The organism is Gardnerella sp. DNF00109 (assembly GCF_049262845.1).
GTDB lineage: Bacteria > Actinomycetota > Actinomycetes > Actinomycetales > Bifidobacteriaceae > Bifidobacterium > Bifidobacterium vaginale.
In genome coordinates this window covers 1,122,617-1,136,300 of record NZ_CP058406.1, presented here as the reverse complement: position 1 = coordinate 1,136,300, position 13,684 = coordinate 1,122,617, and the positions used below count along the sequence as shown (strand labels likewise).

At 37.9% G+C, this 13,684-nt stretch carries 10 protein-coding genes; 6 read left to right on the top strand and 4 right to left on the bottom strand.

Annotated features, from left to right (window positions below; all coding sequences use genetic code 11):
• Positions 1-11: 11 nt before the first annotated feature.
• A complete protein-coding gene (locus tag HXT20_RS04470; RefSeq protein ID WP_004114802.1) occupies positions 12-611 on the bottom strand; it encodes a sensor histidine kinase in 600 nt (199 codons plus the stop codon).
• Between the two features lie 400 nt (positions 612-1,011).
• Here HXT20_RS04470 and HXT20_RS04465 point away from each other — a divergent pair, with 400 nt between their 5' ends.
• Positions 1,012-1,998: a DUF3137 domain-containing protein gene (locus HXT20_RS04465; protein ID WP_422114464.1), complete on the top strand. Its 987-nt coding sequence runs from the start codon at positions 1,012-1,014 to the stop codon at positions 1,996-1,998.
• Between the two features lie 97 nt (positions 1,999-2,095).
• Positions 2,096-2,674, top strand: a complete 579-nt coding sequence (locus tag HXT20_RS04460; RefSeq protein WP_422114260.1) for a LemA family protein — start codon at positions 2,096-2,098, stop codon at positions 2,672-2,674.
• Positions 2,675-2,862: 188 nt separating this feature from the next.
• Here the strand turns inward: HXT20_RS04460 and HXT20_RS04455 are convergent, their stop codons facing one another.
• Entirely contained in the window at positions 2,863-5,406 is a 2,544-nt protein-coding gene (locus tag HXT20_RS04455; RefSeq protein ID WP_422114259.1) for a hypothetical protein, read from the bottom strand.
• A 233-nt stretch (positions 5,407-5,639) separates the two neighbouring features.
• Positions 5,640-6,971 carry a Na+/H+ antiporter family protein gene (locus tag HXT20_RS04450; RefSeq protein WP_004113204.1) on the bottom strand — a complete coding sequence of 444 codons (1,332 nt, stop codon included), beginning with the start codon at positions 6,969-6,971 and terminating at the stop codon, positions 5,640-5,642.
• A gap of 278 nt (positions 6,972-7,249) precedes the next feature.
• Between HXT20_RS04450 and HXT20_RS04445 the strand changes: the two genes are divergently transcribed.
• The 4 genes from HXT20_RS04445 (at position 7,250) to HXT20_RS04430 (ending at position 12,422) form a co-directional block, all read left to right on the top strand.
• Positions 7,250-8,002, top strand: coding sequence for an SDR family NAD(P)-dependent oxidoreductase (locus tag HXT20_RS04445; protein WP_004113203.1), 753 nt, complete (start codon positions 7,250-7,252; stop codon positions 8,000-8,002).
• A gap of 11 nt (positions 8,003-8,013) precedes the next feature.
• The gene (locus tag HXT20_RS04440; RefSeq protein ID WP_004113201.1) at positions 8,014-8,976 is read left to right on the top strand and encodes a 2-keto-3-deoxygluconate permease; all 963 of its coding nucleotides are present in this window, start codon (positions 8,014-8,016) and stop codon (positions 8,974-8,976) included.
• Between the two features lie 610 nt (positions 8,977-9,586).
• Complete coding sequence (locus HXT20_RS04435; protein ID WP_020761271.1) at positions 9,587-10,354, top strand: ATP-binding cassette domain-containing protein; 768 nt, start codon at positions 9,587-9,589, stop codon at positions 10,352-10,354.
• Positions 10,344-12,422 carry a YhgE/Pip family protein gene (locus HXT20_RS04430; protein WP_422114463.1) on the top strand — a complete coding sequence of 693 codons (2,079 nt, stop codon included), beginning with the start codon at positions 10,344-10,346 and terminating at the stop codon, positions 12,420-12,422. The genes HXT20_RS04435 and HXT20_RS04430 overlap by 11 nt, the downstream gene beginning before the upstream one ends.
• A 108-nt stretch (positions 12,423-12,530) precedes the next feature.
• On the opposite strand, the gene HXT20_RS04425 is transcribed toward HXT20_RS04430, so the two are convergent.
• A complete protein-coding gene (locus HXT20_RS04425) occupies positions 12,531-13,655 on the bottom strand; it encodes a 4-hydroxybutyrate dehydrogenase (RefSeq protein WP_101890386.1) in 1,125 nt (374 codons plus the stop codon).
• Positions 13,656-13,684 lie beyond the last annotated feature (29 nt).

Below are 13,684 nucleotides of genomic sequence, written 5' to 3'. Positions count from 1 at the left end.
GTGATAAACGTTTATTTATCAAGATCTTCGTCATCTGATTGATATATGGCTATTAAACTCTTAGGAAGAACTTTATAAATTCCAGCTGCAAGGAACAAAACAACAATCTTGTCTGGTATATCTACAACAAGCTCATCTACGAATGATGCAAAGAAGCCTTTGGAACCCATTGCTGCAAAAACAGCGTCACCCCAAACGTTTCCAGTGGTTCCGCCCCAATAAATCATGTTTAGAGGTGTAGAAATGATTATTGCGATTGCTGCAACAATAAGGCTTGTTATAAAAATGTGTAGGCCTTTGTCCATATATTTTAATCGTGCAGCGATTCCAACGCTTACTCCAATTGCTGCAGCTGTAATGCTATAGACTGTAGAAATTGGATCAATTGTTAAGCCGTAAACAATATTGGTTAAAAATCCAGCAATTCCGCCTACAACAGGCCCAGCCAAGCATGCTGAAATGCAAGTGCCTAGTGTGCCAAGCCAAAGTGGTAGTTTTAGCATGCTTGCAAATAGTTTCGCAACATAATTTATGCCGATTGCGGCTGGTATTAGTACGAGTGAAGCAGTAGTTAATTTAACGCTCCAAATATTTTTTAGTTTCTTTACCATTTTTGAACTTCCTATCAGTTAAGGAATAAATTCAAGTTCATTATACGCTTTGAGAAATGTTATTAAAGTAGTTGAAAATTAATGTGTTATAAATTGTAATCTTGTTTATTTTTTGTTATTTTAACTGATTCTTTATTATTTATTTTGTATTAAATTTTTGCGGAAAATAATCACAGCTATACCACTTCTCTAGCAAAATCAAAGTTGTTATTATTTTGTTATTTGACTATTTCACTATTCCAAATTTTGCTATCACAAATTTAACTATTCAAAAATTCTAGTATTCCAAATAATGATTATTTATGATAAAAAAATATAAGAGATTTTTATGCCTTTTATAAAAATGTTGTTACGAAAATATTGTTATAAAAATATTGGTGATTATAAGAGGGAGATGACGATGAATGTAAAACATAGTGGTGTGTTTACAAATCCCGAAGTTTTAGAAAGACTTAATAAATTAGAAAAATCTCCTCAAATGCAAGGGAAATTAAATGAGTTAAAAGAAGGCGTAAAAAATAACGCTTTTGACCCAATGCGTTTAATCCCATTAATACCAGTTGTACTGATTATTGGTGCTGTTGGCAATTATCTGCCTTCTCTTGATTACTCTACTTATAAATATCCTTTACTCATAATAATTGCTTTTGTTGTTTGCTTTGCTGGCAAGTTTTTTGTAACAAATAAGGTTGATGTAAATACTCTATATGCGAATAATGTCTTAACGCCGATTCTAAATGCGATTCTGCCTGGAACGGTATTAGAAAATTCTGAAGGAATTGACGACAGTATTTTTAATAATCTTCTGCCAATATCTAGTATTTATTATTCAAATAAACACATAATTTTTGGCGATGAATTCAAAACTGAATTTTCAAACATGCAAGCAATGCACACTTCTAGAAGTGAAAGTGGAAAAACTGTTAAAAAAACGGATTTTATTGGGCAGGTCTTATTAATAAACGCAAAAACCAATATAAATGGTCACATTAGAATCGTTCCCGTTACTGGAAAGAACTTTATGGGGCAAAAACTAAGTGGATACTATGGCAAAAAAACAAAAGAGGAGAGTGAAGTTCAAACAGAATCCATTGAGTTTAACAACTCGTATTCAATCTTTTCTACAGACGATTTTTATACAAAGCTTGTATTAGATCCAAGTTTTATAGAATTATTGAATAATTTGCAAAAAAGAATGAGAGTTTGCATATATCTAGATAGCGAGCATATTATTGCAGCTTTTGATTCTGGTCGGTATATATTAGGAAATCCTGGAAAATCTGGAATAGAAAACCTATCTTTAACAAGAGAATATGCAAGATTTAGAGATGTTTTGGCTGAATATTACGAAATAATCAGCGTAATTAGAGAAAAATTGCAAAATTAGAAGCTAGAAAATTGCGATACTGGCGAATTGCAAAAGCAGAAAAACTAAGACTAGAGAAAACTAAGACTAGAGAAAGACTAGAACTAAAGGAGACATTATGAGTGACATTATGGATAGCATTATAGATAGGGACACCATTTTAATAGTTATTGCAATAGTGCTTGTAATGATTATTGGTTGGTTTATTGGCACTTTAAATAGATTAAGAAAATATAGAGTGATTATAAAAGAGTCGCAGAAAAACGTTGATATTGCGCTCGCTAAAAGATATGACACGATTTGCCAAATGTTCAAAGTTGCACAGTCATTTGCAAAATATGAAAAAACAACATTAGTGGATTTAGTGAGTCTAAGAGAAGGCTTAAACTCTGATGATTCTAGTGCGGTAATAAAAAATCAGAATCATGCGATAGGGAAGATTTATGCTTTGGCAGAAGCCTACCCAGAATTAAAGTCTTCTGAACAATTTCTGAATTTGCAAGAAGAAGTGAACGACGAAAACGAGCAATTGGCTGCAGCAAAAAGAATTGTAAATAGTAATATCAGCGCTCTTAATCAAAATATTGTTACTTTCCCAGTTTCGCTTATTGCAAGATTAAGCGGAATAAAGCAGATGGATTTTCTTGATGAAGATGATTTAAGCAATAAGAAGAATATTGATAGCATACTGAGCTAGCGAATATGTTTAGTTAGTGAAAATGTTTAGCTAGACGGTATATCTAATGTAGGCAATCGCCCGCGAATTTGCATCGATTGGCTACATTTGTATTGGTTGATTGGTGTTTTTAAAAATAAACGCCAGTTAGTTTAGTTCAACTTGACTGGCGTTTATTAGTTATTTGCGTTATTGGTTATCTGTGCTCGTTACTTGCTGTGCTTGCCAATGCGCGTGCGTTTAAGCGAAAATGCGCCGAAAGCTGACAGCAGGAACGCTAATCCAGTGCCTGCAATGGTTGAGGTTGTAGAACCTGCGCGTGCAAGCGGTTCGTGCGTTTGTAGAGTCGGTGCTTCTTCCACAGTCTCTTCTTGCGTTGGTTCCGGTTCTGGTTCCAGTTCTGTCACTGGCATTGGCATTTGTTCTAGCGCAGGAATTATAGGAACTGGAATAGGCTCCGATTTCGTAGTTGGAACAGGAGTTGGTTCCGGCTTTGGTGGTTCCGGTTTAGGTGGTTCCGGTTTAGGTGGTTCCGGCTTAGGAGATTTTGGATTAGGATTTGGATTAGGATTTGGATTAGGATTTGGATTAGGATTTGGATTAGGATTTGGATTAGGTGTTGGATTAGGTGTTGCTTTTATCACGTCAAAGAATGCATTGATAAAAGCAACATGTCCTGGGTTGTTCTTCTCATGTAACGTTATACCCGGCTCATAGGTATATTTTGGCGTTTCTGCTGGATTAAGAACCATTGGAAGATTATCCAACTTAGAGCCATCTGTGTTGTAAGAATCCCCAACCTGAGCATCTTTATTCGCGGTAAATGTAATTGAATAATCCGTATGCAGCACATACGACACATTCATATCCATCAAAGACGTCTGCCGATTTCGAGTAAACAGAACCTTTTTTATTTCCACTTCCTTTGGTTCTGGATTCAATACCTTCATAAATTCATCAGTAATATCCTTAATTGGCTTACGATTTTCATCTACCAGATAAAACTTGAGTGGCACCGTTTTTGTTTCTCCCGGCTTAAGATAAATAGGGCCATTAGCATACATGGCAGTTACTGTTCTACTAACATTATTGTCGCCAAGATCACTAAATTTATACTGCTGCTTTGTTAGAGGATTAGTTCCAGGTTCGCCTTCAAAAATATCATTCCTATTTTTATACGCCTTGAATTTCTTAAATTCACCTACCGTCATATAGTCTGAGCCATCTTTACCTTTATGGATCGTTGCTATATACACAGGAATTTCGCGGCTTATTTCGCCATTCTTCCAGGCAATCGTAGGAGCGCCATCAAAATTCTTATTCAGAAAGTCGTAGGTCAAACCTTCCAGCCCTACGCCACCGACTTTTTGTTCAAGATTGTGTTTTGCAAAGCTATACGTGCCTATTGTTGTCTGGTTAATTGAGTCCCACATCTTCTGTGAATTTTGATCTTTGAAGAACCATGGCGTTTCTTTGATGTTTTCTTCTGTTGTTTTTCCGTCCTTCGTGATTTTTAGCGTAACGTTGCTGAGTTTTCTTGCGGAAATAGCTTTACCGTCTTCTGTAAACGCTGCAACATCTGTCATTGTCAACGCGTTTGTATTGGGATTGTAACTGAGATACTGAGCGTACGCCCTTATTTGTTCAGTATTAGTATTTTTATCGTTATTTATTACTTGCCACTGAACCTGTTTGTCGTTACTGTCCGTTGCAGTTCCAGATGCCAATACATTAGTAGCAGACTCAGGTGGCTTTGGGACTGGTGGTGTAACAGGTGGCTTTGGCTGTGGTGTTGGTGGAACAACGGGTGTCTGTGGCTTATTTACAGTAATGTTTTGCAATATGCCCAACGTTATATAGTCTGAATCTTTGCCCGTATGGGTTGTTGCCATGTATACAGGAATTATGCGGCTTGTTTCACCTTCCTGCCAGTCTGTTATTATTGGCGTGCCCTCAACTTTGCGCGCACTAAAGTTGTATTTCAAACCGCTAAGGTGTTTGCCGCCAACTTTTTGTTCTTGATTGTATCTCGTAAAGTTGTACGAACCGATTGTTGTTTTATCAATTTCATCCAAAATATTCTTTAAATATTGACTTTTGTAGAACCATGGTGTTTCTTTAATATTGCTAATGATTGTAGGCGTCGTTTCATTGTTGTTTGTAACTTTTAAGGTAATTTCGTTATATTTCCTTGCAACAACATTTGCTGCTTCATTCTTGAATGGCAAATTGCTCATAGTTGCGATTAGCTTATTATTATTAGAATCATAATTGAGCTGTTTGCCATATTCGCTCATTTTTGCCGCGTCAGTAGCTTTGATATTACTGGAATTATACGTTACTTGCCATTTGACTTGTGTGCCGTTCTTATCGGTCGCTGTCCCCGATGCTAATTCATTGCTTGTTGAATCAGCGTGTGATGTGTTTTGCTGAACATCCTTATCTGTCGTTACGCCTTTGGAATCAACAGTTGTTTGAACCGTATTTGTATCGTAGTCGCGATCTTCACTGGTAGTGTTGTTGTGGTTAGTAGATTTATCATTTTTTAAATTATGCTGATTAGTGGAATCGGTATGTGGTGGGGGGGGGGTATTTGTTTTTGTGCTACTATTTGCACTCTCAACATTAGTTCCATTGACACTACTTGCATTAGTATCAGCAGCATAAGCGGTTTGGCTCATGCATACTGCGCAAGCTGCGGTCGCAATACCCATCATGGTTGAGGTCAGAATGATTTTCGCTGTCTTATTCATAAAATACCCAATTAATTAACTAAACTTTTGTTACTTTATTTCATAAAATATAACAAATACATAATTGCATATTACATTATAACGATTTTGATAAAAAATATAAGTGTTTATTGATAATTCTATCAATAAACACTTATTCGCGTTTCGAAATACTTAATCTCTATTGAATATTCAACTAAATATTTAGCTAAATAATATAAGATATTTAGTATCTAATCTTAAGAAATAATCTGCTAAATAAACTGAGATATTACAATACCTGCAGCCATAAGTGGAATGTTGAAGATAAGGAATGTTGGAATGCAAGTATCCCAAATGTGGCTATGCTGACCATCTGCATTTAGGCCAGAAGTAGGGCCAAGCGTTGTATCGGAAGCAGGGGAGCCTGCGTCTCCAAGAGCTGCAGCAGAAGACATAAGAATAATTGTTGCAGGAGTGCTAAAACCAATGCTTTGGCAAAGAGGCACGAACAAAACTGCAAGAATAGGAACCGTGCCAAACGAAGTGCCTATGCCCATAGTTACAAGCAAACCAATAATCGTAATAACGAATGCAGCGATTAGCTTGTTTTGACCCATAGAAGCAACGCCAAAGTGTACAAGCTCATTAACTCCGCCCGTAGCTTGAATCACGTTAGCGTAGCCGCCAGCAATGAGCATAATAAATGCAATAAGACCCATAAGCTTAACGCCGCCCATAAGCTGCTTATCGATATCTTTCCATGCAACGGCTCTAAAAATAATCATGGTTGCAAGACCTGCAAGAGAAGAAAGTGAAAGATCCTTACTAATAACTTGAACTACTACAACAACAATAATCGCAAGCATGGTTACATAGTGTGCTTTAGTAAGCGGGCCAACAACAGCGTCCGCTGCGCGAGTATCTGCTTCGGTTGTTTTATATTCGCGAGGCTTTCTGTATAGCACAAACACGGCGAATAGGAGGGCTGCAAGCATTGCAGCACCTAAATACCAGTTCACAGCGCTAACGTCTGAAACGCTAACTTTCATACCATTTTTAGAAAGATTAGTTGCAATAACTGTTTGGAAAATTAAGCCAAAGCCAAATGGAATAGCAATGTATGGCACTTCTAGTCCGAACGCAGTGCAGCATGCGGCGGCGCGGCGATCTAGCTTAAGCTTGTTCATAATGGAAAGAATTGGCGGAATAAGAATAGGAATGTAAGCAATATGAACAGGCACAATATTTTGAGACATGCATGCAATAATTGTTAGAACTGCAAGAAGAATAAATTTGTTTGTGCCGATAAGTTTACTGATTTTTTTAGAAATGATTTGAGCTAGGCCAGTTGCTGTAATTGCTTCTGCAAAAGTACCAAGAAGAATGTAGGCGAGCGCAGTTTGCGCATTTGTGGAAAAACCATCACATAGCAAAGCCATAATAGTATGGCTTCCATCTCCAAAAAGAGGGAGATGTCCAGCTATGCCTCCTGCAACGCATGCAACAATCATTGCGAGTAAAACATTGAGTTTAGCGAGACTTAACGCGCATAACACTACAACCGATACGATTACCGGATTGCATAGAATGTTTAAAATCTGCATACTGTTTCACCTCTTTTTAAAGTTATCTTCATTTTGATGTTTGCAAATAATATGTTTTTCAATTTTGATAATTTTTAAATTTTAATAATTAAAGACAATATCATAAAGATTTACGTAAAGTTTTATTTGCAAAGTAAAACTTAAATTACTTTTTTATAAAGTACTCTTTAAAAGTTAAATACACTAATTAAATACATTAATACAAATTTGTTAACAATAGCATTTAAGAGTAGACTCAGCCATGTTATTATCTCTTTTTCAGAAAGAAGGTAAAAACAATGAATTTCACAAATGACGTGGTCATTGTAACAGGAGGCGCCCAAGGAATCGGCAGAGAAGTCGTGCGAGGCGTACTAGATGGAGGCGGAAAGGTAATTATCGCCGATATCAATGAAGAAAAAGCAAACCAAACAAAATCTGAATTAGGTTCAGATAATATCTTTGTCTATAAGATAAATCTTGGTGATGTTCAAAATGTTAACGACGTTTTTGCGCAGATAATCAAAGATTTTGGCAAAGTGGATGTTTTGGTAAACTGCGGAGGCGTTGTATCAACTGTTCCATTTGAACAGTTAACAGACGCTGAATTTGATAGAACAGTAAAGATTAATCTTTACGGCACTTACGCAACAAACCATGCTTTATTTGAGCATTTTAAGGAAAATGGTGGCGGAAGAATAGTAAACGTTAGCTCTGTTGCTGGAAAAATTGGTGGCGGTTTACTAGGAACAGCAGCATACGCAACATCTAAAGCTGGTGTGAATGGTTTAACAAAAGCCGTTGCAAAAGAAGGCGGCAAGTATGGCATTCGTTGCAATGCAGTATGCCCATCTTATACTGAAACACCAATGACTCAAGCTTTGAAGGAAGATAAGGAAAAGGAAGCGAAAATTATTAACGCAATTCCTTTGCGCCGCAAAGCACAACCTGTAGAAATTGCGCAAATGATTCTATTCTTTGCATCTAAAGAAGCCTCCTTCGTTAACGGAGAGATTGGCGATGTTGATGGCGGAATCGTATTAGACGGCTGACGGAGAAAATCATGTTCGCAAACCTAAAAAGCCAAATCACAAAAATAGACTTAAAGAAAATAAAAATTCCAGGAGCTACAATCGTTGTTCCTCTATTTATAGGATGCTTGGTAAACTCATGTTTCCCAGCAACCTTAAAAATAGGTGGTTTTACAACAGCTGTAATTAACGGAACTGGTCCTTTAGTCGGCGCATTCATGCTTTGCATTGGAGCAAGTCTTTCATTTAAGAACGCTCCTAAAGCTTTGTGGCGCGGTGCTGTGATTATTAGCGTTAAGATCCTAACTGCTATTGTTATTGCTCTGCTTGTTTCCAAGTTCTGCAACAATAATCTACTTGGATTGTCAATGTTATCTATTTTAGGCGCAATGACTGTAGCTAATAATGCACTTTATTCTGGTATTACAGCAAACTATGGCACTGAAGTAGATCGTGGAGCTGTTGCTATGACAACCATAAGCGTTGGTCCAACAGTAACAATGATTGTTATGAACTCTTCTGGGCAAGCCGTAATACCATTCTGGCAGATTGTTGGATCAATTTTGCCTCTTGTTTTAGGAATGATTCTAGGAAATTGTTTCCCTTACATGAAGAAGCAACTGGTTAATGGCATAATCCCTATAACCATGATTCTGGGCTTTGTTCTAGGAGCAAACATGAACTTTGCTCAACTAGTTGAAGGTGGACTTTCTGGTGTGCTGCTTGGCATTATAGTGCTTTCTGGATTTGTATTTACAGTATTAGCAGATCGCTTCTTAACTAGGGGCTCTGGTATTGCTGGAGCTGCAATAAGTAGTACTGCAGCAAGTGCTGTTGCAACACCAGCTGCAATGATGGCTATAGATCCAAATTTGGCAAAAGCCGCATTAATAGCAACTCCTCAAATTGCTGCTGCAGTAATTATTACTGCTTTGGCTACGCCATGGTTAACTGCACTAGTGAGTAAAAAATTTGCTAAAAAATCTAGCAAGTAATCAATAGATAATAAATAAATAAAAAATAGATAATAAATAAAATAACTAGTTCAGCCCTGCAAAATAAAATTTGTGGGGCTGAATTACTATTGCGATTGATTTTAGAAAGACGTAAACAACACTAAAACATGCCAGCAATGATTTACAAAAGCCAGCACTCGTCTCAAGTGGTTTAACTTTCATAAATAGATTTAAGATTATTTATGATATTTGGAAGTAACATGATTAAATCAAAAATGTGAGATTTTGTTATATATAGCGTATTTTTATGGCTAAAATATAGACAAATGAACAAAATGTTTAAAAATAAGTTAATATTTGTTCGCCTTGAATAGTACGATGAAAGTACTTTCAGGAGATTAACGTCAATAATTGGTCTCTTAATTTATAACCTTTTGTTGCAACATAGCAATATGAGGTAGTCGCCAAAATCATTATAGGCGATATCAGAATTAAATATTGAGTCTGAAGTTAGGAAAATCAAAAAATTAAAAATTGAAAATTGAAAAAGTTAGATGCAAAGGAGGAATGCATAGCAATTTCGATAGCAACATTAAAAATGTGTACCATTTAAAAATGTATGCCATCGGTATTTTGCCGCAGACAAATTATGCAAGAAGAACAAACACTTTTAGAAGCTAAAGAATTAGGCTTACAAATATTTAGAAGAACACCATTTTGGGACGTATCGTTAAAAGTAGAGCCTCATCAAATCGTTGCAATATCAGGTGAACACGGCTCTGGAAAATCAGCTTTGCTGCTTGCACTGTCTGGTTATATGAAATTTACGAACGGAACTCTTACTATTGCGGACTCAACTCTTCCTAACGATTTTAAAGAATCACGTAAATATGTGGGATTGGGATTATTCAACGGAATTAACGAATTCTACAAAATGCAAACAATAGAAGAAGTTTTGATGAGTGAGCTAAAACTCGCATCATCTTCGCCACTATTTCGCGAACAGTATAAAAATGATGTAAAAAATCGCGAAGCATTGCGCCAATACGCGTACAATCTTCTTGCTCAATGGAAAGTATTTTCTCCTCACAAAACAGCAATAGGAGAGTTGACTCCGTGCGAGCGCATGCGCTTGGCAATTGCGTTGGCATTATTAAAGCAACCGTGGTTGCTATTTGTTGATGGAGTTGAAACAGAGCTTACTAGCGAGCAAAGCGAATGCTTACTTTCCGATATTCGCGAATATGTTAGCAAAAACTACTGCTCCTGCCTTGTTGGAGTTTTGCAAAGTGAGTTAGAAAAGCAAGCGGATCAAGTCTTAAGACTTATGCCAAATAATGAGAAAGCAGAAAATTCTCATACTGATTCTCAACTTGCTACAAGTGAAGTAAATGGTGGTGAAAACAATGCACGTTAGTACTATTGCTCTTGCATTTCGTGAGATTAACAATACGATGAAAGGAAAAGCTCGAAAGCTTGTTATTGGAACCGTAGCTTTGATTCCACTTTTATACGGATCGCTTTACTTATGGGCATTTACAAATCCTTATAAGACTTTGGATACTGTGCCTGTGGCTGTTGTTGTTGAAGACAATGGCGCTATGATTAACGGCAAAATGCGAAACATTGGAAACGAAATCAAAACTCGTTTAAAGAATCAAAAAGACGGTAGTGAAGGTTTCCAATGGAATTTTGTAAATAGTGCTGAAGCAAACAAAGGTCTTAAAAATGGCGATTATTTTATGGTAGCAACTATTCCATCGTCTTTTAGTAAGTGCATTGCTTCTGCGCAATACGATACTCCGACTAAAGCAAAGCTTCACGTAAAATACGATCAAGCTAGTAACATGCTTGCGTCTCAAATAGGCAAAACAGCGTTTCACACTTTAAGAAGTGAAATTAGCGAGGCAATTGCTCAAGAATATTGGGAGCATATGTTTGAAAAAGTAAACTCTGCTTCTGATTCTTTTAATGCTGCTGTGAGCGGTTCTGGCGATTTAAGCGCGGGAATGCAATCGCTTAATGGTGGTGTAGATAAGCTGAATGATGGATCAAGCAAGCTTACTCAATCTTTGCAAAAACTACAAAACGGATTGGGTGAACTTCAAAAAGGAGCGCAAACGCTTAGCAATGCAAATGCGCAAAGCAAAGAGGGAGCGCAATTCTTAGCGCAAAAAACTAACGATTTGGCAAATGGTGCAAATCAGCTAAATAGTGGAGTGCAAACGCTACATAACGCAACAGACGAACTATATAATGGTGCGCAAAAGCTTTCAGATTCTAGTGCGCAGCTTGAAGAACATGTTAAAGCAGGAAACGAGGCTACAAAAAATCAGCTTACTCAGCTGCTTGTTGAAGCACAAAATCCACTTGTAACTAAAGAGCTTGTGCTAGAAAAGTTGCAAGATCTTGCAGGAGGATTAAGCGAGAATTCTAAGCTTCTAGATACAAATCTTTCGGCATTGAGTCAAGGTGTTGGAGCGCTCTCTTCTGGAAGTTTAAAGATAAAAGCTGGAGTTGACGCCGTTTCTAAAGGAATATCGAGCGTTCACAACGGTTCAACTCAGCTTTCTGCTGGAGCAAATAAGCTGGCAGAAGGTCTTAGCGTTGTTAGCAACGGCAGTGAAAAGCTCAATAATGGTATTAATTCTGCTGCGCTTGGGTCTGCAAAAATAGTAGATGGATCAAGTCAATTGAATTCTGGAGTTCAAAAGCTTTCTGAAAATACTCCAAAGCTTGTTGATGGTGCTAAGAAATTGCATGACGGGCTTAAAGATGCTCAAAAGTCTGGAAAAGTAAACGGTATTGTTCAAAAAAGTAAGATGATGAGCGCACCAGTTTCCTTGGAAGAGCACGAGTATTCGCACGTTGAAAACTATGGAACTGGTTTTGCTCCTTACTTTATTTCTATCGCCCTTTGGGTTGGTGCTCTTATGACAACATTCGTTTTGAGAGTTATGGATAGGCGAGCGATACTAAACGGCATGAATCCGCTTAAAAGCGCGCTTATTAGCTTGACGCCGTTTGTGATTATGGGCGTTGCGCAAGCGATTATTCTTATGGGCGTTGTTCAAGGAGCGTTGAAGTTCCAAATCGATAATGTTGGTGCATTCTACGCGCTGGGGATTATAGCGTCAATAGTCTTTATGGCTATAATGCAAATGATTATGGTGGTGTTCCGCATGCCAGGGCGAATAGTTGCGATTGTGCTACTTATGTTGCAAATCACAAGCTCTGCAGGAACGTTCCCAGTACAAATGACGCCGGCATTCTTTAGAGCTGTTCACCCATATTTGCCAATGACGTACTCGATTATGGGGTTGCGTCAAGCAATGTCTGGAAAGAACAGTGGTGAAATAGTTTCAGGCATTGGAATGCTTGTGCTTTTCGGCGTTATTGCGATTGCTATAACAAGTATTGCCTTCCGCATGAAGCGTACTGTAAAAATGTTTGATTTGCATCCTGTAATAACGCTTGATGCATAAGCGTTCATGTAGGCGCGATAATTAAAATCCCCGCAGCTCTTGTTGGTTGCGGGGATTTTTTAGTGAATTTTGTTTAATTTAGTTACTTTATAAATACGTTATCCGACTTTAGAAAGTAGATGCGTAAACTTCGGCAATAGCATCTTCGCTCATATGCATGTACGAATTCTTCAAAAGTCGCTGCTGCTCTTTAACAACGCTTGCAGCCCAATCGCGAATCATGTCTTTGGTCATTCCATACTCGTGAAGCTTGTGCTTAGGGAGAATCGTGTTAAGAACTTCGTCAAGTTTATCTAATACATCTGCTTTTTGGCATTCAAGAATATTTGCCATGAAGTCAAAAAGCTTAGAAAGTTCAGTGTTTTCAGCGCTATTCTCTTCGTGCTTAGCATAGTAGCGCAAAACGCTTGTAAGAAGCGCGGCGTTCGTTTCGCCATGAGCCACGTGGAAAGTGCCGCCAAGAGGATAAGCCATAGCGTGCACGCAACCGCATCCGGCATTACCAAATGCAATGCCAGCGTAAAGACTTGCCGAAACCAAGTCGCTTACAACTTGGGCTTTAGCGCTGCTACCTTCCTTAACAACTCGCATGTAGCTTTGCAAAATAAGACCGCAAGCCTTGTAACTAAACATTTTTGTAAGCTCTGTTGCAATAGGGGAGAGTGCAGACTCAATAGAATGCGTAAGAGCATCAATAGAGCTGGTTGCAAAAACGTAATCAGGCAGGCTCTTTAACAATTCTGGAATAAGAACCGCGTCTGTAGCGTAGCAAGAATCGTTTGCCAAACCCTTTTTAGTGTTGCGCTTTGTGAGCGAGAACACGGCAACGTTTGTAACTTCGGAACCAGTGCCGCAAGTAGTTGGAACAAGAATAAGATCTGCGCCTTTTTGCGCAGGAATCTTGCCATCAATCAAGTCTTCAAGCGGGCTTGTTTGCTTTAACGCGCAAACTTTAGAAATATCCAAAACAGTGCCGCCGCCAATGCCAATCACGCGCCTTGGAGTAGTGTGAATATCTCGAACAATCGCGTCAACCATTTCGTCGCTTGGCTCGCCCTTGCCGTAGTTTTCTTGGAAAATCACATTACAATCAAGATTTAAATCGCCAAAATAAGGCTCCCAAATGTACTTGTTTGTAATAACCAAATCGTCTTTGCCAAGCTTAAATTCTTGCGCAAAATCGCGCGTATTTTCAAATTTGTGAATAGTTGGCTTAATAGATAGCTGCTTCATCCTAGACTCCTTTGTTTTAATTTGTACGT

What these genes read in the sequence shown, in the direction of transcription:
- HXT20_RS04470 (WP_004114802.1), bottom strand. Translation starts at nt 611, where the DNA reads ATGGTAAAGAAACTAAAAAATATTTGGAGCGTTAAATTAACTACTGCT.
- HXT20_RS04465 (WP_422114464.1), top strand. Translation starts at nt 1,012, where the DNA reads ATGAATGTAAAACATAGTGGTGTGTTTACAAATCCCGAAGTTTTAGAA.
- HXT20_RS04460 (WP_422114260.1), top strand. Translation starts at nt 2,096, where the DNA reads ATGAGTGACATTATGGATAGCATTATAGATAGGGACACCATTTTAATA.
- HXT20_RS04455 (WP_422114259.1), bottom strand. Translation starts at nt 5,406, where the DNA reads ATGAATAAGACAGCGAAAATCATTCTGACCTCAACCATGATGGGTATT.
- HXT20_RS04450 (WP_004113204.1), bottom strand. Translation starts at nt 6,971, where the DNA reads ATGCAGATTTTAAACATTCTATGCAATCCGGTAATCGTATCGGTTGTA.
- HXT20_RS04445 (WP_004113203.1), top strand. Translation starts at nt 7,250, where the DNA reads ATGAATTTCACAAATGACGTGGTCATTGTAACAGGAGGCGCCCAAGGA.
- HXT20_RS04440 (WP_004113201.1), top strand. Translation starts at nt 8,014, where the DNA reads ATGTTCGCAAACCTAAAAAGCCAAATCACAAAAATAGACTTAAAGAAA.
- HXT20_RS04435 (WP_020761271.1), top strand. Translation starts at nt 9,587, where the DNA reads ATGCAAGAAGAACAAACACTTTTAGAAGCTAAAGAATTAGGCTTACAA.
- HXT20_RS04430 (WP_422114463.1), top strand. Translation starts at nt 10,344, where the DNA reads ATGCACGTTAGTACTATTGCTCTTGCATTTCGTGAGATTAACAATACG.
- HXT20_RS04425 (WP_101890386.1), bottom strand. Translation starts at nt 13,655, where the DNA reads ATGAAGCAGCTATCTATTAAGCCAACTATTCACAAATTTGAAAATACG.